The organism is Mesorhizobium sp. M1004 (assembly GCF_040318795.1).
In the GTDB taxonomy this organism is placed as follows: Bacteria; Pseudomonadota; Alphaproteobacteria; order Rhizobiales; family Rhizobiaceae; genus Mesorhizobium.
On record NZ_JAMYNB010000002.1, the window covers coordinates 255658 to 277272 of the forward strand.

At 63.7% G+C, this 21615-nt stretch carries 18 protein-coding genes and 1 pseudogene; 12 read left to right on the forward strand and 7 right to left on the reverse strand.

Annotated features, from left to right (window positions below):
• Positions 1-16 precede the first annotated feature (16 nt).
• Genes NKH54_RS05435 through NKH54_RS05455 form a run of 5 tightly spaced genes read right to left on the reverse strand, consistent with a single transcriptional unit; the run spans position 17 to position 4869 of the window.
• On the reverse strand, positions 17-910 hold the full coding sequence (locus NKH54_RS05435; RefSeq protein WP_353027833.1) for an ROK family protein: 894 nt from the start codon (positions 908-910) through the stop codon (positions 17-19).
• Positions 907-1707 carry an alpha/beta fold hydrolase gene (locus tag NKH54_RS05440; RefSeq protein WP_353027834.1) on the reverse strand — a complete coding sequence of 267 codons (801 nt, stop codon included), beginning with the start codon at positions 1705-1707 and terminating at the stop codon, positions 907-909. Before NKH54_RS05440 ends, NKH54_RS05435 begins: the two co-directional genes overlap by 4 nt.
• The gene (locus NKH54_RS05445; protein WP_023702361.1) at positions 1704-2540 is read right to left on the reverse strand and encodes a sugar phosphate isomerase/epimerase family protein; all 837 of its coding nucleotides are present in this window, start codon (positions 2538-2540) and stop codon (positions 1704-1706) included. Before NKH54_RS05445 ends, NKH54_RS05440 begins: the two co-directional genes overlap by 4 nt.
• Positions 2540-3619 carry a Gfo/Idh/MocA family protein gene (locus NKH54_RS05450; RefSeq protein WP_353027835.1) on the reverse strand — a complete coding sequence of 360 codons (1080 nt, stop codon included), beginning with the start codon at positions 3617-3619 and terminating at the stop codon, positions 2540-2542. Before NKH54_RS05450 ends, NKH54_RS05445 begins: the two co-directional genes overlap by 1 nt.
• 14 nt (positions 3620-3633) lie before the next feature.
• Entirely contained in the window at positions 3634-4869 is a 1236-nt protein-coding gene (locus NKH54_RS05455) for an ROK family transcriptional regulator (protein WP_353027836.1), read from the reverse strand.
• Between the two features lie 139 nt (positions 4870-5008).
• Here NKH54_RS05455 and NKH54_RS05460 point away from each other — a divergent pair.
• A pseudogene (locus NKH54_RS05460) lies at positions 5009-5188 on the forward strand (ATP-binding cassette domain-containing protein); the annotation flags it as partial.
• Between the two features lie 77 nt (positions 5189-5265).
• Here the strand turns inward: NKH54_RS05460 and NKH54_RS05465 are convergent.
• On the reverse strand, positions 5266-7068 hold the full coding sequence (locus NKH54_RS05465; RefSeq protein ID WP_023806179.1) for a dipeptide ABC transporter ATP-binding protein: 1803 nt from the start codon (positions 7066-7068) through the stop codon (positions 5266-5268).
• A 191-nt stretch (positions 7069-7259) separates the two neighbouring features.
• Between NKH54_RS05465 and NKH54_RS05470 the strand changes: the two genes are divergently transcribed.
• The 8 genes from NKH54_RS05470 (at position 7260) to NKH54_RS05505 (ending at position 15752) form a co-directional block, all read left to right on the forward strand.
• The gene (locus tag NKH54_RS05470) at positions 7260-8618 is read left to right on the forward strand and encodes an LLM class flavin-dependent oxidoreductase (protein WP_353027837.1); all 1359 of its coding nucleotides are present in this window, start codon (positions 7260-7262) and stop codon (positions 8616-8618) included.
• A 15-nt stretch (positions 8619-8633) separates the two neighbouring features.
• A complete protein-coding gene (locus NKH54_RS05475) occupies positions 8634-9410 on the forward strand; it encodes a DUF427 domain-containing protein (RefSeq protein WP_352887377.1) in 777 nt (258 codons plus the stop codon).
• A 35-nt stretch (positions 9411-9445) separates the two neighbouring features.
• The gene (locus NKH54_RS05480; protein WP_352887375.1) at positions 9446-11089 is read left to right on the forward strand and encodes an ABC transporter substrate-binding protein; all 1644 of its coding nucleotides are present in this window, start codon (positions 9446-9448) and stop codon (positions 11087-11089) included.
• Between the two features lie 37 nt (positions 11090-11126).
• Complete coding sequence (locus NKH54_RS05485) at positions 11127-12086, forward strand: ABC transporter permease (RefSeq protein WP_031201805.1); 960 nt, start codon at positions 11127-11129, stop codon at positions 12084-12086.
• Positions 12083-12964, forward strand: coding sequence for an ABC transporter permease (locus NKH54_RS05490; protein WP_023668828.1), 882 nt, complete (start codon positions 12083-12085; stop codon positions 12962-12964). The genes NKH54_RS05485 and NKH54_RS05490 overlap by 4 nt, the downstream gene beginning before the upstream one ends.
• A gap of 98 nt (positions 12965-13062) precedes the next feature.
• Positions 13063-13548, forward strand: coding sequence for a hypothetical protein (locus NKH54_RS05495; protein ID WP_023668827.1), 486 nt, complete (start codon positions 13063-13065; stop codon positions 13546-13548).
• 168 nt (positions 13549-13716) lie between these two features.
• Complete coding sequence (locus tag NKH54_RS05500; RefSeq protein WP_023828600.1) at positions 13717-15156, forward strand: aldehyde dehydrogenase family protein; 1440 nt, start codon at positions 13717-13719, stop codon at positions 15154-15156.
• A gap of 14 nt (positions 15157-15170) precedes the next feature.
• Positions 15171-15752, forward strand: a complete 582-nt coding sequence (locus NKH54_RS05505) for a DUF1349 domain-containing protein (protein WP_353027838.1) — start codon at positions 15171-15173, stop codon at positions 15750-15752.
• Positions 15753-15771: 19 nt separating this feature from the next.
• Here the strand turns inward: NKH54_RS05505 and NKH54_RS05510 are convergent, their stop codons facing one another.
• Positions 15772-16551 (reverse strand): helix-turn-helix transcriptional regulator, encoded by a 780-nt coding sequence (locus NKH54_RS05510; RefSeq protein ID WP_023736221.1) that lies wholly within the window; start codon positions 16549-16551, stop codon positions 15772-15774.
• Positions 16552-16661: 110 nt separating this feature from the next.
• On the opposite strand from NKH54_RS05510, the gene NKH54_RS05515 reads away from it, so the two are divergent.
• From NKH54_RS05515 to NKH54_RS05525, 3 genes are read left to right on the forward strand one after another with little or no spacing between them, the layout of a single operon-like run.
• Complete coding sequence (locus NKH54_RS05515; RefSeq protein WP_353027839.1) at positions 16662-18821, forward strand: hydantoinase/oxoprolinase family protein; 2160 nt, start codon at positions 16662-16664, stop codon at positions 18819-18821.
• A 12-nt stretch (positions 18822-18833) separates the two neighbouring features.
• Positions 18834-21038: a hydantoinase B/oxoprolinase family protein gene (locus tag NKH54_RS05520; RefSeq protein WP_353027840.1), complete on the forward strand. Its 2205-nt coding sequence runs from the start codon at positions 18834-18836 to the stop codon at positions 21036-21038.
• Positions 21035-21520, forward strand: coding sequence for an acetone carboxylase subunit gamma (locus NKH54_RS05525; protein ID WP_023668821.1), 486 nt, complete (start codon positions 21035-21037; stop codon positions 21518-21520). The genes NKH54_RS05520 and NKH54_RS05525 overlap by 4 nt, the downstream gene beginning before the upstream one ends.
• Positions 21521-21615 lie beyond the last annotated feature (95 nt).

A 21615-nucleotide genomic window follows, 5' to 3' on the forward strand; every position in this document is an offset into this window, starting at 1 on the left:
ACAGCAACCACGGCGATCACACCGCGCCGAGCAGCACCGCGCCATGGATCGCCGCCTGCCAGCCCAGGGCCGCCCAGCGTATGTCCAGAGGCTCTACAACAAGCGAATGCGGCAGGCTGTCCGCGATGCGCTGCTTGAGCGCCTGGCGGGGATAGGACTTCATGTCGACAATGCCGCCACCGATCAGGATCGTCTGCGGGGAAAACAAAGCGGCTGCCGTTGCGATGGTCACCGCCTGCTGCCAGACGATCTCATCGAGCCATTCGCGCAGCGACGGCGGCTGCCCGGTCGCCGAAAACAGCTCGGCAACCGGGATATCGTAGTCTGTCGCGAGTTCGACAAGCGTTGCCCCTGAGGCGTAGGTCTCGACGCGGTTTGGCGGTCCGCTTTCGTCAGGCCGGTAGATCGGCATATGGCCGATTTCCAGCGCCCAGCCGCCGCCCCTGAAAATGCCGTCCTTGCCGAGATAGGCCGCACCGATGCCGGTGCCGAGATAGACCGCCAGCACCTCCTTTTGCCGCTTCACCGCGCCGGCAACGCTTTCGCCCAGCAATTGCAGCACGACGTCGCGTTCGAGCCGCACGGGAACGCGGAGCCGCGATGCCAGTTCCGTACCCAGCCGGATGCCGTTCAGTTCGGGAATGTTGGCCGTGTGCAGCACCGTGTCGAAGTCGCGGTCGATGAACCCAGGCACCGTCGCAACGACCCGTGCAGGTTTGAGCCCGGCATCGCGGCAGGCTGCGGTGACCGCATCGGCCAACCCCGCCACCGGCGCGCCCTTGCGCAGTTGCGCGGTCGGGTAGGTGCGGGCAAAATCCACCGGGATGCCGTGGTCGGCAAAGCCAACCTTGACCGACGTGCCGCCGATCTCGACCACGGCGATCGTGTCGTCCATCGTTTGATGCGTCATGCCAGCGCTTCCAGGAACTCCGAAAGACAGGCGCGGAATTCCCGCCGGTAGGCGGCGCGATCCTGCGATTTGGCTGTGATGGTGCAAAGCCGGGCCGACGGGATGAGCCCGGCCAGCGTCTGTGCGTCGTCCAGTCGATGGACGAGGTCATGGTCATGGCCGATGACAAAGGTCGGAACCGCGATAGCGCGGATGTCCGCCTCGCTCACGCCGGGACCGTCGCCGGCGATCGCCGAAAGCAGCCTACCGAACAGAACCGGGTCCGGGCGATTGAAGAAGCCTTGCAGGCTGGCGAGATTGTCCGGCGCCAGCCTCGCTAGCTCTGCGGCAACTGCGCTGTCATCGAACAGACGCCTGGCGTCAGGCGAATGGCGCATCAGGAGATCGCCGACCACGGCATAGGGCCTCATATTGGCCGGTGCAGCCTGGGATACCCACGCAGGCCGGGCGAGCACCAGCGCCCGCACCCGCGCCGGCCTGTGCACCGCCAGGCGAAGCGCCAGCGCCGCGCCCATCGAGATGCCGCCGACGACGGCCGGGCCGAGGCCGAGATCGTCGGCCAGTGCATCGACGTCCTCGGCAAACGTCGCGATCGAAAGCTGCTCGACAGGCCCGTAGCCGGATCCGCCCTGGCCACGGCATTCGAGCGTCACGCGCCGCGTCACCGGCAGATCGGGAAACACGTCGGCCACCTGCGCCTCATCGCCGCCCAGTCCATGCTGGAAGATGACGGGAAGGCCCGTGCCGACCTCCCGGTAGGCAAGGTCGACGCCATCTCGGCTGAAGGTCTTTTTCACGTGTCGTCGCTCGCTTCCAGGACATTGCGCAGGAACGCGCCGACGCCGGGCGCCTCGGCCTCTGTCAGGCCATGCGTGATCAGGGGGCCGTCGAACCCGGCGGCTCTTAGGCAGCCGATGAAATGCGGGAAATCGACGACGCCCTGTCCGGCGGCGGCAAAACTGCCATCGGCATTGCGGTCCTTGGCATGGGCCATGCCGATCTCCGCAGCCAGCAGATCGACGGCCTCGTCGATCAGGCGGTGACGCTCCGCGCTGTCCGCCACTTCGAATAGATTGGCCGGGTCGAGCACAATGCGCAGCCGCGCGCTGTTCATCTCGTCGAGCAGCCGGCGAGCGGCCCGCGCGCTGGAGACGACATTGGCCAGTTCCGGTTCGATGCCGAGCTCGATGTCGAAGCGCTCGGCAATCGCGATCGCCGCTTCCATCTCCGTCCGCAGATCGCTCCATGCCGCCTCGCTTGCATTGTCGGGATGCCAGCGCCACGGATCCTGTGCATCCCTTGTGCCGGTGCACAGCGTGATCAGGCGCGTGCCCATGTCAGCGCATGACGCAGCCAGCACCTCCAGCCGAGCAAGACCTGACACACGAACCGAGCGATCCGGGTGGATCATATTGTAGGTTCCAGACACGGCCGCGATCGAAACGCCGGCCTCGCCGCTCGCCTTAGCGACGGACCGGGCCGCATCCGGCTCGATGCTGTCCGGCATCGACGGCAGTCCAAGGCACGCCATGTTGAACTGCGCCGCCGTGTAGCCGCCGTCCGCGACCGCGCGCAGCACCGGCAAGGCGCCGGTGGTGGCGAAGGTCTTGGCGAAAATCCCAAGCTGCATCACACGACCCCGTCGACATCGGCCAGACGGACGGCGCGGCCGCCGGCAGCGGCCGAGCGGGCTATGGCCGCCATGCCCCTGACCGAGGCGATGCCGTCCTCGATGCCGGCGCCGATCATCGGCGCGCCATTCAGCACGACATCGGCAAAGCCTTCGAGCTGCCGGCGATAGAAGTGGCCATCCGCGCCAAGCGTCCGGTGCCAACTGCCATCGGCCTCGCGGAAAATGTCGACCTCGCTGCTCTTGTAGTACCAGGGGTTATAGGTCTTCGCGAGAACGCTGCCGTTCTGGCCATAGATCTGGAACCCTTCGTGCCAGTCCATGCGCACGGCGACCGTCAGGTCGAGATGGCCGATCGTGCCGTCGGCGAAGATGGTGGTGACGAACCAGCAATAGGCACCATAGCGCTCGGTCAGCCGGGCCTCCACCGCTTCGATCGGCCTGTGCAGATGGCGCGCCGTATCGAGGAGATGGCTGCCATGCGCCAGCATGTAGTATTGGCGCAGATCCGCCTTGGGATTGACGGCAGGCTTGCGCGCCTTGGCGCTGGTGATGATCAGCGGTTGCACCGCATCGGTCATCGGGTAGCGGTGGGTGCTGTCGCAGTACCAGCCTTTGAACGCCAGCCGCTCGCCCATTTCGTCGTCGACGAAAGCCTTTGCCGCCTGGATGCCGGGATCGAAGCGCTTCATATGGCCGACCTGGAGCACCTTGCCGCTCTTGTCGAGCGTGGCCCGCAAGCCTTCGACCTCCTCGACCGAAACGCCCAGCGGCTTTTCGCAAAGCACATGCTTGCCGGCATCGAGCGCCAGTTCCGCGGCCTTGACGTGAAAAATGTCCGATGTCGCGATGATGACGGCATCGAGATCGGGATCGGCCAGCATCAGGCCGTAGTCGGCATAGGATTTTTCAGGCGCGTAGGTCGCCGCCATCCTGTCGCGCAGATCGTCGGCGACATCGCAGATGGCATAGAGATCGGTATTGCGTGCCTTGGTGCAGGATTCGAAATGCGCCGCCTGGGCAATCGGACCGCAGCCGAGCACGCCGACACGCAGCCGCTTTTCGTCTTTGCGAGGCATGGAATCTCTCCTGATTAGCGCGCGGCGAGGCCGCGAAGTTGAAATTGCGGATCGCCCGACAAAGCTGCCTGATGCAGCAGACAGGCAGCGCCCAATGCCGGACCGTCGGCCCCGACGCGCGACAGTTCGACCGTAGGAACGGGGTAACCTTCAGCCAGGAACTCCAGCAAAAAAGCTTCCACCTGCTCGGCGACAAAGGGATAGACAGCATTGACGGAGCCGGAGAGGATGATGCGCTCCGGCTGCAAGGTGCAGGCAAGTGTCGCCAGCCCGCGACCGAACCAGAGCGCCCAGTCGCGCGCCGTGGCAACGGCTGGCGGCTCGCCGTCGGCCAATGCCGCCACAAACTCATGCAGGCCGGCGCGCAGTCCGCTTATGTGCAAATAGCGAGCCAGCAACGCATCCTTGCCGACATAGGATTCCAGCCGCCCCGGGCGCTTCGCGTCGAAGACAAAACCTTCGTCGCCAATGCGAAGATGACCGATTTCGCCGGCGCCGCCGAGCCGGCCGCGATGCAGCCTGCCGGCATTGATGATGCCGCCGCCAACGCCGTTCTCGATCAGGATGACCAGAGCATCCTCGTCGTCTTTTCCTGGCCGCGACCGGTATGTCTCGGCCACCGCCACGGCATTGGCATCGTTTTCCAAGAGGATTGGAAAGTCCGCGCCAAAGGCAGTGCGCAAAAGCTCCGCCAGATTGACCCCGTGCCAGCCAAGAATGGTGGCATGGTATGAAATCCCGTCGGCGGCGGGGAAGCCGGGCACGGCGACATTGAGCCCGTAGGGGCGCGTGCCCGCAGGCAATTGCGAGCGGATCTCGGCGACGAGTTCCCCGATGATGGCAACCGCGGCTTCAGGCGTGCTGCCCGGGCCGGCAAATGCCCTAGAGGCGCTCGCACGCCGCGCGCCGGCAAGGTCGACAGCCACGGCTGCGATCCAGTTGACGCCGATATAAGCGCCAAGGAAGAAGCCGCCATTGCCTTCGATCTCGACCAGGATACCGGGACGGCCGACCCGACCCTCGCTATCCTGCTCGTCATCCGTTCCATCCGACCGCTCGCGCGCCAGACCGGCTTCGGTCAGCCCCAGCACCAGGGCGCCGGTGGTCGACCGGGTCAGGCCGAGATCGCGTGCGAGCGCCGCTCGGCTCAACGCGCCGGCACGAAACAGCGCCGCAAGTGCCCTCGTTTCGTTCGGCCGAAGATCGGTCGACACCAGCACGTCGTTCTCCACAATTTGTTTGATTTGCATACTAATAGAATTCTAGGCGGTTTGAAAGACCCAAAGTTGGGTGCATCGCAACAAAACATTCAGCATCCCCAAGCCCATTGACCCAAGTTTCAAACGATGATTTGTATCAGAAACTTACAAATTGGCATGGGAGGATGCGATGCCGGTTCTAGCGCGTCTCGAACATATCGTGAAGGATTTCGGTGCCGTCCGCGCGCTGGACAATGTCTCGCTCGACATCAATGAGGGCGAGGTTCTCGGCCTGATGGGCGACAATGGTGCCGGCAAATCGACGCTGGTCAAAACCATCGCCGGAAATTTCCAGCCGACGTCAGGCGCCTCCCAAGCCTGTCCTCCGGCCGCATCGGCCGGGGGACATCTCCTCGAAAGAAGGCTTGTCAGTTGCCCGCTTCGCAATCAGAGACTGCTTGCGTCTCTCCAGCAGGCGATCAGATGACCGTCGCCGGCCTGCCTGACGGGTGGTTGCGCCTTTCGGCAATCGGGCAGCGCGACAGGACAGCGGGCGGCAAAGGAGCATCCGGAGGTCTCGGCATCGTGTGCCGCGACGTGGAGCTGAGCCGGAGCCCTCGGCGCCGTCTCATCCGAGGACGCGGCCAGAAGCAGCTTCGTGTAGGGGTGGTTGAGGCCACGGAAAATCTGCTCGGATGATCCCGTCTCGACCAGCCGGCCGCGATAGAGCACGCCGATCCTGTCGGCCATATAGCGCACCACCCTGAGGTCGTGGCTGATGAACAGATAGGTGGTGTCCTTGTCGCGCTGCAGGTCGTTGAGCAAATTGAGCACGGTCGCCTGCACGGAAACGTCGAGCGCAGAGGTCGGCTCGTCCAACACCACGAGCTTCGGCACGCCGGCAAAGGCGCGCGCAATCGCCGCCCGTTGGCGCTGGCCACCAGACAGCGATCTCGGCTTCTGGTCGACGGTCGTAGCGGCAAGACGAACCGAGGCCAGGAGATCGCCGACACGCTGCTTCACCTCGCTGCGGCTAAAGCCGGCGAGCCGCCGCAGCGGACGGCCGAGGATCCTGCCGATCCGCTGGCGCGGATTGAGCGTGCGGTCGGGTGACTGGAACACCATCTGCACGTCGCGTCGTTCGCTCAGGCTTCTTTTCTCGACGCGCGGCGCGACAGTGCTGCCGAACAGCTCGACCGACCCAGCGTCCGGCGTCTGGAGGCCAGTCACGATCCTTGCCAATGTCGACTTGCCGGAGCCGGATTCGCCGATCAGCCCGAACGTCTCGCCCTGGGCTATCTCCAGGTCGATATCGTGCAGGACGGCCTGGGAGCCGAAGGCGCGGCTGATGCCTTTGCAGGCGACGGCGATCGGACGTGCGGCTTCCGGTTGATCGCTGCGGACAGGCTTCGACGGGCCGGTTGTGTGCATCTCGGCCAGCCTGCCGTCGCGCTTGGTGAAGTTGAGCGCCGGGATCGAGGCGATCAGCGCCTTGGTGTAGGCGTGAACAGGGTTCTCGAAGACATCGTTGGCGATGCCGCTTTCGACCACCGTCCCCGACTGCATCACGGCCACCCGATCGCAGGCCCGGCGGACCATGTTGATGTCATGGCTGATCAGCAGAACGCTGGTTTGGTGATCGCGGCGCAAGTCCTGCAGGATGGCGACGATCTCGGACTGGACGCTGGCGTCAAGCGCCGTCGTCGGCTCATCCAGCACCAGCAGCGACGGGTCGAGCGCAATGGCAATCGCGATGTTGGCGCGCTGCTGCATGCCGCCCGACAATTCGTGCGGATAGAGATCGAGCACCCGCTCCGGATTGCTCACCCTGACGCGGCCGAGCAGCTCGGCGGCGCGGGTGCGTGCTTCGTCCTGCCGAACCGGGCGATGCCGCATGATCGTCTCGGTGATCTGCCGGCCAATCGTCATGGCCGGATTGAGCGCCGCACCCGGATGCTGGTAGACGGCCGCGATGCGATCGCCCCTTAGCCGGCGCAGCTGTTCGCCGGAGAGATTGCGGATCTCGCGGCCCTGGAACTCGAGCGCCGACGCGGCGATCCGGGCGTTATTCGGCAGATAGCGCAGAATAGCGAGTGCCACCGAGCTTTTGCCCGAGCCGGACTCGCCGACAAGGCCGAGCGCTTCGCCTTCGCCGATGGTGAGCGACACGCCGTTGACGGCCGGATGCGATCCCCGGCGTTCATCATAGGCGACGGTGAGCTGCTCGACGTTCAGAACCGATGACGACATGTCTTGCTGAAACCACTTTCTTTCGGCGCGGTCTTCGAGGGCAATCGCTTCCGCTTTCGCGCCGCACAATCTCTATAAAATTACTCGAATTAAGCTGGAGCGCAATCTACCTTTCACCGCTCAGGAGAGATTGTCGCAGCCGGTCGAGGCATCGCGACGGTCGCCTGAAGCAGTTCTGCAAGGAGACCGGCATGGCACGCGACCACATGATCCTCAGCGCGTTTTTCTTCAATCCGCAGGGCGATCATCGCATGTCGTGGCGCCATCCGCGCGCGCCGGGCCGCGAAGTGCTCGACTTCGACTTCTACCGCGATCTCGTCCAGTCTGCCGAGCGCGCCAGGATCGATACGATCTTCGTCGCCGACCATGTCGCGATCTGGGATTCCGTACAGAGCGGCGTAGCCCATTACGCCAATGCCCGCCTGGAACCGCTGACGCTGTTGTCGGCGCTTGCCGGCGTGACCAGGCATATCGGCCTCATCACCACCGCCTCGAGCTCCTACAGCGAGCCCTATAATGTCGCCCGCATGTTTGCCTCGCTCGACCATATCAGCAAGGGCAGGGCGTCTTGGAATGTGGTGACGTCGGCCATGGACGAGGAGGCCCGCAATTTCGGCCGCGACGGCAATATCGAGCACGCCTTTCGCTATGAGCGCGCCACCGAATTCCTCGATATCGTCAAGGCACTGTGGGACAGCTGGGAAGACGAAGCCCTGCTTATCGACAAGGCATCGGGCTATTTCGCCGATCCCGACAAGGTCCATGCGATCAACCACAAGGGCCCGCACTTCAAGGTGCGCGGACCGCTCAATGTCTCGCGCCCGCCGCAGGGCCATCCGCTGATCGTCCAGGCCGGCTCGTCCGAAGACGGCAAGAATTTCGCTACCGCGCATGCCGATGCGCACTTTGCCATCTACAGCACCAAGGAAGACGGCATCAAATATAGGCAGGACATCAACGAGCGCCTCGCCCGTTACGGCCGCAAGCCCGAGAGCTTCAAGATCCTGCCGGGCATCCTGCCGATCGTCGCAGCTTCCGAAGCGGAGGGACGCGAGCGGCAGGAGTATCTGCAGAGCTTGCTTCCCGATCGGGTCGGCATCGACCTTCTCTCTAGCTGGAGCGGCGTCGATCTCTCCGTATATCCGCCGGACGGCCAGCTGCCGCCGCTGCCGGACGAGAGCACCTTCAATGGCGGCCGCACCTCGCTCAATCGAGTCAAGGAATGGTCGAAGCAGAACCTCACTCTGCGCGAGATCGCTCGCAAGCTCGCCAACAGCGGTTCGGTGCCGACCGTCGTCGGCACACCGAACCAGATCGCCGATCAGCTGCAGGACTGGTTCGAGGCAGGTGCCGCCGACGGCTTCAACCTGATGTTCCCGCTGCTGCCGGAGGATTGGGTGAATTTTGCCGAGCAGGTCGTGCCGGAACTGCAGCGCCGCGGCGTATTCCCCACCGAATATGCGCCGGGGACGCTGCGGGACCGTTTCGGCCTGGCGCGGCCGGCCAACCGCTTCACCGAACAGCGCGACAATGTGCGCGCCGTATCCTGACTTGGGGCAACTGATATGACCGCAGCGCCAAAACTTCAGCCCCGCGAAGCCACGGCTCCGCAGCTCATCAATGTTCTGCACAGCCCCAAGCGCATTCGGGTCAAATTCGCCGGCCGCACCATCGCCGACAGCCGCAACGTCCTGGTGCTGCGCTCCAACCATTTTCTGCCGATCTATTTCTTCCCGGCCTCCTCGGTGGACCGCTCGCTCTTGAAGCCGTCCGAGCATCGCCAGCCGCATCCAGTCGGCGGCGAAACCACCTATTGGGACCTGGAGACGGGATCGAAAGCTTCTCCCAATGCGGCCTGGTCGTTTGTCGCGCCGCCGGATGAAAGCCTGTCGCCACTGGCCGGCCGCATCGCCTTCACCTGGAAAGCGGTCGACCAATGGTTCGAGGAGGAAGAAGAAGTCTTCGTCCACGCCCGCGATCCATACGCACGCATCGATGTGCTGCAGAGTTCAAGTCACGTCCAGATCTGGTGCGACGGCGAACTGATCGCCGACAGCCATCGCCCGGTGCTGCTGTTCGAAACGCATCTACCGACGCGTTTCTACCTGCACCCGGACGATGTCAGGCTCGACCGGCTGACCGCTTCGGACAGCACGACGCGCTGTCCCTACAAGGGCATCGCCTCCTACTGGTCGGGCCGGCGCGCCGACGGCTCGGTAAGCCCCGATGTCGCCTGGAGCTACCGCGATCCCATTGCCGAAATGCCCAAGATCAGGGGCCTCATCGCCTTTTACCCGCAAGCCGTCGACCGCATCCATCTCGACGGCGAACCAGTCGCTTAAGCCATTCAACAGTCATTTCAGACAGGGGTTTCAAAATGACCAAACGCAACGACATCGATACGCTTCGCAATCTGTCCGGCGACATCTGGAACGTCGCCGTCGATGAGCACCAGGCCGGCTTCCTCAAGCGCCGCGATCTGCTGAAATACGCAGCCTTGATCGGCCTCACCGGCTTTGCCGCCTCGCAGGGACTTGCTGGTTTCGGCACGGCGCGCGCTGCCGGCGCCGGCGGCACGGTCCGCGTTGGGCTCGGACAGCCGACCAAGGCGATCGATCCCGTCTCGATCACCGATCCGGCCAGCATCGGCGTCATCAGCCAGGTCGGCGAATATCTCATCCTCGACGATCCCAAGGACGGTCTGCAGCCGAAGCTCGCTCTGTCCTGGGAGGCCGACGAGACGGCCAGCCGCTGGACCTTCAAATTGCGGCCGGGCGTGAAATTCCACGACGGCCGCACCGTCACAGCCAAGGATGTTGTGGCGAGCTTCGAGCGGCTGGTCGATCCGGCCAGCGGTTCGTCCGCTTTGTCTGCCTATAAGGGCATCCTGTCCAAGGGCGGCGCCAAGGTCGTCGACGACCAGACAGTCGCCTTTGATCTCGAGGGCCCCAACAGCAACTTCCCCTTCTATGTCTCCTCCGACGTCTACAACGCCGTAATACTGCCGGCCGACTATGCCGGCGATTTCGAGAAGAATTTCAACGGCACCGGCCCGTTCAAGCTCGAATCCTTCCGCCCCAAGCAGGGCGCCAGCTTCGTGCGCAACCCAGACTATTGGGGCGACAAGGCGCTGCCCGACCGCGTCGAGATCAAGTTCTTCGACGACGAGCAGGCGCAGGTGCTGGCGCTGCAGGCCGGCCAGCTCGACGTCATCCCGAGCACGACCCGGCTGGAATTGGCGATCGAGGGCAATCCCAACTTCAAGCTGCTCAGCGTGCAGGCAAGTTCGCATGACGAGGTGCATCTGCGGACCGACCAGGCGCCGTTCACCGACAAGCGCATTCGCCGCGCCTTGGCGCTCACCATCGACCGCGAGGCGGTGGTCAAGGGCTTGCTCAAGGGCCGCGCCATCGTCGGCAACGACACCCCGTTCGCGCCGATCTTCCCCTCGGCCGATCCGTCGGTGCCGCAGCGCAAGCAGGACATCGCCGAGGCCAAGCGCCTGCTTGGCGAAGCCGGCGTGCCGAACGGCTTCCCGGTGACGCTGACCACCGAGCGCGCCTATGACATTCCCGATTATGCCGTGCTGATCCAGAATTTTGCCAAGAAGGCCGGCATCGACATCAAGCTCAACGTGCTGCCGCAGGACGCCTATTATGGCTCGGCGAAGTTCGGCTCGTCGCCATGGCTCGATTCCAATCTCGGCATTACCGACTTTGGCCATCGCGGCACGCCCGACATCTTCCTCAATGCCACGCTGAAGAGCTCGGGCGCCTGGAACGCCGCGCATTTCAACAACCCGGCCTATGACGGGCTGCTGCTCGAATATGGCAAGGCCCGCGACCTTCAGGCGCAACGCCTTGCCGCGGGCAACATCCAGACCTTGCTGCTGGACGAGACGCCGCTGATCATCAGCTACTTCTCGCAATACAGCCGCATCGTCTCGTCCAAGGTCGAGGGCGTCCGCTTCACGGCAATCTCGCATCTGCTGCTCGATCGCGTGACGTTCGCCCAGGCATGATTGCGAGACGTCCAGCCACTCCGGGCACTAAAATCCGATGCTGACCGGCCGCACTGTGTCGGTGCGGGCAGCCTCGCTTCTGCTCACGCTGTGGCTGGTCAGCATGCTGGTGTTCTTCGCCGGGCAGGTTCTGCCCGGCGATGTCGGTCGCCTCATGCTCGGGCCGTTCGCCGATGCCGAGGCCGTCGCGGCGCTGAACAGGCAGCTCGGCGCCGACCAGCCGGTGCTCGTGCAATACTGGCACTGGTTCAGCAGCGTGCTGTCAGGCGACTTCGGCACCTCCCTGTCGCTGCGTTTGCCGGTGGCGCCCTTCGTTCTGGAAAGCCTCAAGCGCTCGGCGGCCCTTGCCGGAATTATCCTCGTCTTTCTGCTGCCGCTGGGCATCGGCGCCGGCATCGTCGCCGGTCTCAACCAGGGCCGCTTTATCGACCGCCTGATCGTACTCGCCGGCGTGTCCTTCGGCATCGTCCCGGACTTCGTCTCCGGCCTGCTGTTGCTCATCGTCTTCGGCCTGTGGCTGAACTGGTTCCCGATCACCGGCGCTGCTCCCGATGGCGCCGGGCTGTGGGTCAGTGGCTATTATCTGATCCTGCCGGCGCTGCCGCTGGTGCTGAACCTCGCCGGCTACATCGCCCGCATGACGCGGGCCGGCGTGATCGAGGCGCTGGCCGCCGACTATACGCGCACCGCCGTCCTGAAAGGCCTTGAGCGTCGCGAGATACTCATCCGGCACGTGCTGCGCAATGCGCTGACGCCGACCATCGCCGTGCTCGCGACCCAGACCGGTTACATGCTGGGTGGTCTGGTGGTCATCGAAGCCCTGTTCGGCATACAGGGCCTCGGCAACCTTGTCCTCAACGCCGCCAAGGCGCGAGATTTCCCGATGCTCGAAGCCGGCGTGCTGGTCATGGCGACCATCTTCGTGCTGTCGGCCGCGGCAGGCGATCTCGTGAATGCCTTGCTCGATCCGCGGCAGCGCCGCCGTGTCTCGCCATGATGGAACTGATGGAATTGCCGGAGCGCCGTACGCTGCGCTGGCGGGCAGCAAGTCGCATCCGCGAGACTGTTTCGCAGCTGCCGCCCTCGGTCATCATCGGCTCGCTGATCCTGCTGTTCTGGGTCGGCTGTGCCGTGTTCGGCAGCCTGTTTGTGCCCTACGATCCCTATGCCGAGGATTTCCTCGTCATGCTGGCGCCGCCCGACGCGGCGCACTGGTTCGGCACCGACCAACTTGGCCGCGACGTGCTGTCGCGCATCGCCGTCGGCTCGCGTGACATCCTGCTGGTCGCGCCGGCAGCAACACTGCTCGGCGTTGCCGCCGGCAGCGTGCTTGGCCTCGTGCTCGGCTATTTCGACGGGCTGATCGACGCCATCGGCGCCAGGCTGCTCGACACGCTGATGGCCTTTCCCTTCATCGTCCTCGTCACCATGGCGCTGGTCGCGCTTGGGCCATCGAACCTCACCGTCATCCTTGTGATCGGCATCGCCTATGCCCCGCTGGTGGCACGGACGGTGCGTGCCGCCGTGCGCGAGCAGCGCGAACGCGACTATGTCAGCGCCGCTCGTCTCGGCGGCGAGAGCGCTCTTTCCATCATGTTCCTCGAGATCCTGCCTAATGTCAGGGAAACCATCCTCATCGAGCTGGTCACAAGGCTTGGCTACGCCTTCTTTTCGATCGCCACGCTGAGCTTCCTCGGCCTCGGCATCCAGCCTCCCTCAGCCGATTGGGGACTGGCGGTCGCCGACGGCTACGGCTTCCTGACCGGCGGCAAATGGTGGGTGGTGATCTTCAACTCGGCGGCCATCGTCTCGCTGGTCATGGCCACTAATCTGATCGCGCAAGGCATGGGCGCCTTCGAAAACAGCGACCGGTGAAGATCGGCGCTCACCAAAGCTGACGCGCAATTCAGGACCGTGCGCTAAAATCGCTCCTTGTGATTCGGCCCGGATAGGGCATCAGAACAAGGAACGGCATGAGCAAGGCTCTCTCCACATTCGCACTGGTCGCGGTGTTCACCGCATTGCTCATGGCGCTCAGCCTGGCGGTTGCCCGGCACGGCTATCCCTATGGCGCGATCGGGGTCCGGCGGCTGGACGGCATCGCCGATGCTGGCTCGTTCCTGCCGCTCGCCGCCGTCTATTTCTTCAGCGCCATGCTGATGATGATCCTGCCGATCCGCGCCGCCGGCATCGTGCTCACCCATGCGGCGGACGCGCTGTTCTGGGCGGTAATCGCCTTGTTCGCGACCATTGTCGGCTGCCTCGTCGCCCGCTGGGCCTTCGGCCAGAGCAGTGTGTTATGGGCGCTGCTCAACTGGCGCTTTCTGTTTGCCGCGGCAATCGTCGGCTGTCATTTCACCATGAACGAGCTGCGCCGTAACATCCTGCTCAGAAGCCTGTTCTTCGTCATCTTCGCCGCGGCAACGCTGGCTTGCCTGTTCTGGACTTTTCCGAGCTGACAGCGGCCTGCTTCATATCGTCCGTTTTGAGGTCGCGGCTTTCACAGCAGCGCGCCATCGGCTATCCAGTCCGCAGCTAGACTTCAGGCCTCACAGTGTCGTCATTTGTCTGATAAATGATTCAGGCATACGGCACCGCCAGCGAACCATTACAAGGAAGACTGCGACATGACCCTGTTTCGTAAAAATCTGATCGACGGCGAGTGGGTGGGCGAAGCCGGCTCGCGCAACATCAATCCCTCGAACACGGGGGATGTCGTTGGCGAATATGCCTCGGCCGGTGCCGAACAGGCCAAGCAGGCCATCGCGGCGGCCAAGGCTGCTTTCCCGGCCTGGTCGCGTTCGGCGCCGCTGGTTCGCCATGCCGTGCTGAAAAAGGCGTCGGACGAGATCATGGCGCGCAAGGAAGAGATCGGCCGCGCCCTGTCGCGCGAAGAGGGCAAGACGCTGGCCGAGGGCATTGGCGAGACCATCCGCGCCGCCCAGATCTTCGACTTCTTCGCCGGCGAGACGCTGCGCCTGTCGGGTGAATTGGTGCCCAGCGTGCGCCCGGGCGTCGGCGTCGAGATCACCCGCGAAGCCGTCGGCGTGGTAGGCATCATCACCCCGTGGAATTTCCCGATCGCCATCCCCACCTGGAAGATCGCGCCGGCGTTGGCCCACGGCAACACCATCGTCTTCAAGCCGGCCGAATTGGTGCCGGAGAGCGCCTGGACCATTGTCGACATCCTGCACCGCGCCGGCCTGCCGAAAGGCGTGCTCAATTTGGTCATGGGCAAGGGCTCGGTGGTCGGCCAGGCCATGCTTGACAGCCCCGACCTCAACGCCATCACCTTCACCGGCTCGGTCGGCACCGGCAAACGCGTCGCCGCCGCAAGCGTCGAGCATATGCGCAAGTTCCAGCTCGAAATGGGCGGCAAGAACCCGATGGTCGTGCTTGATGACGCCGACCTCGCCACGGCGGTCGAATGCGCCATCAACGGCGCCTATTTCTCGACCGGCCAGCGTTGCACGGCCTCTTCTCGCCTGGTGGTGACCGAGGGCATTCACGACCGCTTCGTCGCCGCGCTCAAGGAGCGCCTGGAAAAGCTCGTCATCGGCGATGCGCTCGACACCAAGACCCAGATAGGACCGGTCGTCGATGCGAGCCAGCTCAAGCAGGACGAGGACTACATCGCCATCGGCAGCAAGGAAGGCGCCAACCTCGCTTTCGGCGGCGAGCGGCTCGATCGCGAAACGCCCGGCTTCTACCTCAGGCCGGCACTGTTCACCGAGAGCACCAACGCCATGCGCATTTCGCGCGAAGAAATCTTCGGGCCGGTCGCCAATGTCATCCGTGTCAAGGATTATGACGAGGCGCTGGCGGTTGCCAACGACACGCCCTTCGGCCTGACGTCCGGCATCTGCACCTCGAGCCTCAAGCATGCCACGCATTTCCGGCGCAACTCCGAAGCCGGCATGGTGATGGTCAATCTGCCGACGGCGGGCGTCGATTTCCACGTCCCGTTCGGTGGTCGCAAGGGATCGAGCTACGGCCCGCGCGAGCAGGGCCGCTATGCCGCGGAGTTCTACACCACGGTAAAGACAGCCTATACATTTGCCGGCTGATCGCGGGGGAACCGATGACGGCGGCGAAAGAGGACCTGACCTGGCTCAACCCACCGACGCATCATGTTGTCGGCGACGACACGGTGCATGTGCGCACCGGCAAGGAAACCGACTTCTGGCGCGAGACCTTCTACGGCTTCTGGCGTGACAATGGCCACTTCCTCTACCGGCCGGTCGAGGGTGATTTCAGCGCCGAGGTCACCGTCAAGGGCGACTACAAGGTGCTCTACGACCAGGCCGGGCTGATGCTGCGGCTGAGCGAAACGCACTGGATCAAGGCAGGCATCGAATACACCGACGGGCTGGCGCACTTTTCCGTCGTCGTCACCAACGACACCTCGGACTGGTCGCTGCTTAGCATCCCCAACGGCCCCGACGGCGTCCGCATCCGCCTGACTCGCCACGCGGAGGCGATCCGCATCCAGTATCTGGACTCCACGGATAGCCATTGGAAGCCGGTGCGGCTGGCCTATTTCCCGATCTCGAAATCCGTCGATGTCGGAATGATGTGCTGCTCGCCACAGCGCGAAGGGTTTGAGGTAACATTCTCCGGCTTTACTGTCGGCCCGCCGATTTCCAGGCAATTGCACGACTGACGACGATATCGATGGCGGACTAACCGTCTGCCCGATGCTGGAAGAACTGCAAAAACAGCTCCCGTTCGGTGGTGATGTCGAGCTTCTCGTAGATGCGGCGGCGGTGGTTCTTCACCGTGCCGACGGCGATGCCGAGCCGTTCCGCGATGTTGGCGGTCGGATGTCCCGCCAGGATCAACTGCACCAATTCCCGCTCGCGCAGCGACAGCTCCGGCCACAGGCTCGCAGGAATGGTCGGCTCCTGCCGGGGCGAGGCGCCGGGGCCGGTCGGCGCCGATGTGCGGGAGAATTCCGTCCCCCGCGCCTTGATGTCGAGTGCATGCAGCGCCTCGAACACCGGCAGCCGCTCGTCCAGCAGGGCGATCTCGCTGTCCTTGAAGGTGGAGGTCGAGCGGTCGAGGAAGATGCCGAGGCACCAGTCGCCGCCATCGGCCAGCATGATACCGACCTCGTCGCAGATTTCCGACTGCGCCAGGAAGCCCGCTATGTACTGGCCGCGTTTGGCTTCGTCGTCGGCAAGCCGCTTCAGCGACGTGATGCCCAGCCTCTGCTCACGCCGCCACGAGGCATAAAACGGGTCGAAGACATAGTAATTGTCGAGATAGCGCCGGACCATCTCGTCGGAGAAGCGCCGGTGCTTGATGAATTCCGGCGTCTGCGTCGCCGAATATCGGGTCACGGTGACGAGATCGTGCTCGATATCGGCGCCGATCAGGTCAATCAGGCAGTCGACATGCCTGTCCGTACCGTTGGCGGCAATCGCCCTGGCGAGCGGCCCCCAGATATTGCCCATGCGCATGCCCTTTTCTCGGCAATCCCGACGCGGCGGTCATTGTGTCTTTTGGCATATGGCGCCAGGCCGCCCAAGGAATCTAGCTTGAGCCATCCTAGAGCAAGCCTGAGGCGACCGTGACACAACCCAACCTCACCAGTCCCATTGTCGGCAATCCAATCGTCATCGGCATCGACGCCGGCGGCACCATGACCGACACGATCCTTGTCGACCAGGACGGCCACTTCAAGATCGGCAAGTCGGCAACCACGCCCAAGAACGAAGCCGAAGGCTTCCTTGCATCGGCCGAAGACGCGGCCGACGCCTGGGGTATCTCGCTGGAGCAGCTGTTCTCCGGCGTCAACGTCGTGCTCTATTCCGGCACCGGCATGCTCAACACACTGTTGTCGCGTACCGGGCGCCGGCTTGGCCTGATCACCACCAAGGGTCTGGAAGACATGATCCTGATGGGTCGCGGCCTGCAGGCCTGGGCCGACTATTCCTATGCCGACCGGCTGCATGCGGTGACCCACCATCATCCCGATCCGCTGGTGCCGCGCCGTCGCACCCATGGCGTCACCGAGCGCATCGACCAGTTCGGCGACATCGTGCTGCCGCTCTACGAGCATGAGGTCGCGACTGCAGCCAGGAAGCTGATCGCCGACAAGGTCGAGGCGATCTGCATCATGACCATCTTCTCGCACGTCAATCCGGTGCACGAAAAGCGCATCGCCGAGATATGCCGCGAGGAGGTGCTGAAAGCCGGCGCCGACATCCTCATCTACACCAGCCACGAGGTCCGCCCGGTCATCCGCGAACAGTCGCGGCTGAACTCGGTGCTGATCGAAGCCTACGCGACGTCGCGCGGCCGCAAGCAGCTTAGGGGTATCGAGGACGTTTCGAAAAAATACGGCTTCAAATACGGCGTGCAGACGCTGCTGTCCTTTGGCGGCCTGACCTCAATCAACCATCCGCGCCTGCACGAAACCATGATTTCCGGCCCGATCGGCGGTATTCTCGGCGCGGCCTATGTCGGCAAGCTCATCGGCAACGACTCCCTGATCTGCTCGGACATGGGCGGCACCTCCTTCGACATGGGCGTCATTTCGCGCGGCCAGACGCGGATCGAGAACGAGCCGCTGATGGACCGTTTCAAGCTCAACGTGCCGACGCTGCATCTCGACACGATCGGCGCCGGCGCCGGCATGATCCTCAAGGTCGACCCGCTGACCAAGAAAGTCTCGCTCGGGCCGGAAAGCGCCGGTTCCGACCCCGGCCCCATCTGCTTCGCCAAGGGCGGCACTGAACCCACCATCGCCGATTGCGACGCCATACTAGGCCGCCTCAACCCGTATTATTTCCTCGGCGGCAAGGTCGTCTTGCAGGTCGAGAAGGCGCGCAAAGCGTTTGAGGAAAAATGCTCCAGCATCCTTGGCGTCGGTGTCGAGGAGGCTGCCGAAGGCATGATCGACATGCTGGAAGCCGATGCCAACAACGCGCTGCGCCGGGTCATCTCCGGCCAGGGCATCCATCCCTCGGAATTCACGCTGCTGTCCTATGGCGGCTCGGGTCCGCTGCATCTGGCCGGCTGCTCCAGGGGCATCGGCTTCAAGGACATCATCACCTTCCAGTTTGCCGCCGCCTTCTCGGCCTTCGGCTGCACCACCGCCGATTTCATGCGTCGGCATTCGGTCTCGACGCAGCACGACATCGGCGCCCGCGCAAGCGATGACGAGCTGCTCGCTTTCGGCAAGAAGGTCACCGACGTCTGGAATGATCTCACCAAGGCGGCGGTCGACGAGATGATCAGCGACGGCCATATCAGAGACAAGATCAAGACCGTGCCGTTCCTGATGATGCGCTACACCGGCCAGCTCGAGGATGTCGAGGTCATGGCACCGCTTGCCGAGGTCAATTCGGCTGACGACATGCGTAGGGTCATCGACGAGTTCGAGGCGGTCTACGCCAAGGTCAACCATCGCGTTTCGCGCTATGGCGAAGCCGGCTTCACCATCACCGAGCTCGGATTGATCGCCACCGCCGACAAGGTCAAGCCGGTGCTCTTGAAGCGCCCGCTCGGCAAGTCGGCCCCGGCAGCAGCGCACAAGGGCGTGCGCGAGGCCTATATCGGGGGACGCTGGCACAAGGCCAATCTCTACGAGATGGACCTACTGCAGCCCGGCCATGAGGTGATCGGTCCGGCCATCATCGAACATCCCGCCACCACGCTCGTTGTTCATCCGCAGGACCGTGTCCACGTCGATGAGTGGACGCTGCTGCATTACACCCATTCTTGAAAGGGCACCGCCATGTTGGACAGACCTGCCTCGGCCCTGCGCCTTCGCGAACGGCTGCTCGATTCAGAACGGCTGATGGAAGAGACCGGCTGCTATGACGGCATCACCGAGCTCACGCTACGCAACCAGGACCCGCTGAAATTCGAGACGCTGCACACCAAGCTGCGCGCCTATTGCGTCTCGGCCCGCGAAATGGCCCGCCGCATCTCGGCCTCGCCCGGCGTGCGCGAAGTCGGCGAAATGGTGGTGGCGATCTATACGCCCGAGGGCGATGCGATCGCGCTGTCCAACGGCATCATGGTCCACGTCCACACGATGAGCCGCTTCATCAAATGGATGATCAAGAACAATTACGAGGAAAACCCGAAGATCCGCGAAGGCGACATCTTTGCCAACAACGATGCCTTCATCGGCACCGTGCAGGTGCCCGACGTCATGGACGTGGTGCCGATCTTCCATGAAGGCACGCTGGTCGGCTGGGCCGGTGCGGTCTGCCACGAGCTCGAAGCCGGCGGCATCACGCCCGGCGGCGACGTCTGCCTGGCGCAGGAGCGCTTCACCGAAGGCCTGTTCGTCTGCGCCGAGAAGATCGGCGAGAATGACGAGATCCGCCGCGACTACGTCATCCGCTGCGAGCGCAATCTACGCATGCCGATCTACTGGGTGCTCGACGAGAAGGCCAAGGTCGCCTCCTGCATCGACATGCGCGAAAGCGTCAAGCAGCTGATCTCCGAGATCGGCCTCGACTACTGGATGAAGGTGTCGAAGGAGTTCATCGAGGAGGGCCGTCGCGCCCAGCTCGCCCGCACCCGCCAGCTCACCGTGCCCGGCATTTATCGTGGCCACACCTTCTACGGCCATGTCACGACGGGCAAGCCCGGCTTCCAGCTGCTTGGCGATCCCGACTGGCTCTACAACATCCCGATCGAGATGGAGATCACCACCGACGGCAAGATCACCATGGACTTCGAGGGCACGCAGCCCTGGGGCTACCATTCGATGAACTGCACGCCGGCCGGCATGGATGGCGGCATGTTCGTCACCTTGACCCAGCACATGAATTTCGAGGGCCTGGTCAATGACGGCGCCTGGATGGCGACCGAGCTGAAGCTGCCGCACGGCACCTGGACCAACCCCGACAATGAGATGGTGGCGACCGCCACATCCTGGGCGCTGCTGCTGCCGGCCTATGGCGTGTTCCAGCGCCTTTTGTCGCGCGGCTTCGTCGCGCGCGGCTTCGTCGAGGAAGCCTTCGTTGGCCAGGTCAACAGCCCGATGATCGAGATGGGCGGCGAAAGCCAGTACGGTACGCCGTTCGGCATGGCGCATTTCGAATGCGCCGCCGCCGGCTCCGGCGCGCTGGCCATCGCCGACGGCCTCGACACCGCCTATGTCGGCTGGAATCCGGAATCCGACATGGGCAACATCGAGGTCTGGGAACAATCGATGCCGATGGTCTATATCGGCCGCTCGATCGTCCCCAATTCAGGGGGCGCCGGCAAATATCGCGGCGGCTGTTCCTTCGTCTCGACCTGGCTGATCAACAAGACCTCGCACCTGCGACTGCACACCTCGGAACACTCCTCGCGGGTATTCGACAATGGCGGCATGTGCGGCGGTTATCCCGCGCCGACCTGCCAGAAGCATCGCGCGGTGCGCAACTCCAACATCCACGAACTGGCGGCAAAAGGCGAACCGCTCGCGCATGCCCCAGGTATCGATCCGCATGTCTCCGACTACGAGAAGAACATCGGCGGCGACCATGCCGTGGTCGAAGGCCCCTACATCACCTCGCCGCACAAGTCGGGGGACATCTTCAGCCATTCCTACAATGGTGGCGGCGGCTACGGCGACGTGCTGGAGCGCGATCCGGTCAAGACCGCCTGGGATGCCGAGAACGGTTTTCTCACCCGCCAGGCGGCGATCCAGATTTTCGGCATCGTGCTGAAGGACGACGCCGAGGGTTATCCGGTTGCCGATATCGACGCCACCGTCGAACGTCGTGCCGCCATGCGCAGAGAGCGTCTGGCCAAGGCGATCCCGGTTTCGGACTGGATCGCTGCCGAACGCGGCCGTGTCGAGAAGGCCGACTTCGCGCCCGAGGTGAAGAAAATGTATGCCAGCGCGATCAAGCTATCGTCGCGCTTCACCAGGGATTTCAGTGATTTCTGGACCGTCGACGCCAGATCGATCTTCATGCCGGGAGCAAAGCCATGACCTCATACAGCAAGGAAGTCCTCGGCGATCTCTCAGCCGGCAAGCTGCCCTGGCCGCAGACAAAGCGCATCATGAGCGCCTACAAGGACGACGACCGCTTCTTCAAGATGCTCGCCGTCTATCAGGACCGTGTCGCATGGAAGGACCCGATCCTGCTGCCGGTCTCGGATCACCTCTTCATCTGCCAAAGCGGCGATGAACGGATCACCCGCTGCGAATGCGGCCACTCCTTCGGCGACTACCGCAAGAACTGGAAGCTCAAGGCTGCGATCAACGTGCGAAACACCGAGGAAGCGCTGCGCGAGATCTATCCCAACAGCGATATCCCCGATCCGCAATGGATGGAAATTCGCGAATTCATCTGTCCACAATGCGGCACCATGCACGAAGTGGAAGCGGCGGCGCCGGGCTACCCGATCGTCCATGATTTCGAGCCAGATCTCGAAGGCTTCTACCGCGAGTGGCTGGGCAAACCGCTTTAGCGAAACTCGATGTTACGGCCGCGTTGCCGGCAAGGTAGCGCTCCTAGCCGGCGACGGACTATGAATAAACGCATCGTACGTCGCATCGGAGACTG

Excerpts from the sequence above, each read along its gene's own strand:
- NKH54_RS05505 (WP_353027838.1), top strand. The coding sequence starts at position 15,171 with ATGACGGCGGCGAAAGAGGACCTGACCTGGCTCAACCCACCGACGCAT.
- NKH54_RS05470 (WP_353027837.1), top strand. The coding sequence starts at position 7,260 with ATGGCACGCGACCACATGATCCTCAGCGCGTTTTTCTTCAATCCGCAG.
- NKH54_RS05495 (WP_023668827.1), top strand. The coding sequence starts at position 13,063 with ATGAGCAAGGCTCTCTCCACATTCGCACTGGTCGCGGTGTTCACCGCA.
- NKH54_RS05485 (WP_031201805.1), top strand. The coding sequence starts at position 11,127 with ATGCTGACCGGCCGCACTGTGTCGGTGCGGGCAGCCTCGCTTCTGCTC.
- NKH54_RS05525 (WP_023668821.1), top strand. The coding sequence starts at position 21,035 with ATGACCTCATACAGCAAGGAAGTCCTCGGCGATCTCTCAGCCGGCAAG.
- NKH54_RS05455 (WP_353027836.1), bottom strand. The coding sequence starts at position 4,869 with ATGCAAATCAAACAAATTGTGGAGAACGACGTGCTGGTGTCGACCGAT.
- NKH54_RS05520 (WP_353027840.1), top strand. The coding sequence starts at position 18,834 with ATGTTGGACAGACCTGCCTCGGCCCTGCGCCTTCGCGAACGGCTGCTC.
- NKH54_RS05475 (WP_352887377.1), top strand. The coding sequence starts at position 8,634 with ATGACCGCAGCGCCAAAACTTCAGCCCCGCGAAGCCACGGCTCCGCAG.
- NKH54_RS05480 (WP_352887375.1), top strand. The coding sequence starts at position 9,446 with ATGACCAAACGCAACGACATCGATACGCTTCGCAATCTGTCCGGCGAC.
- NKH54_RS05435 (WP_353027833.1), bottom strand. The coding sequence starts at position 910 with ATGACGCATCAAACGATGGACGACACGATCGCCGTGGTCGAGATCGGC.
- NKH54_RS05490 (WP_023668828.1), top strand. The coding sequence starts at position 12,083 with ATGATGGAACTGATGGAATTGCCGGAGCGCCGTACGCTGCGCTGGCGG.
- NKH54_RS05510 (WP_023736221.1), bottom strand. The coding sequence starts at position 16,551 with ATGCGCATGGGCAATATCTGGGGGCCGCTCGCCAGGGCGATTGCCGCC.
- NKH54_RS05450 (WP_353027835.1), bottom strand. The coding sequence starts at position 3,619 with ATGCCTCGCAAAGACGAAAAGCGGCTGCGTGTCGGCGTGCTCGGCTGC.
- NKH54_RS05465 (WP_023806179.1), bottom strand. The coding sequence starts at position 7,068 with ATGTCGTCATCGGTTCTGAACGTCGAGCAGCTCACCGTCGCCTATGAT.
- NKH54_RS05500 (WP_023828600.1), top strand. The coding sequence starts at position 13,717 with ATGACCCTGTTTCGTAAAAATCTGATCGACGGCGAGTGGGTGGGCGAA.
- NKH54_RS05445 (WP_023702361.1), bottom strand. The coding sequence starts at position 2,540 with ATGCAGCTTGGGATTTTCGCCAAGACCTTCGCCACCACCGGCGCCTTG.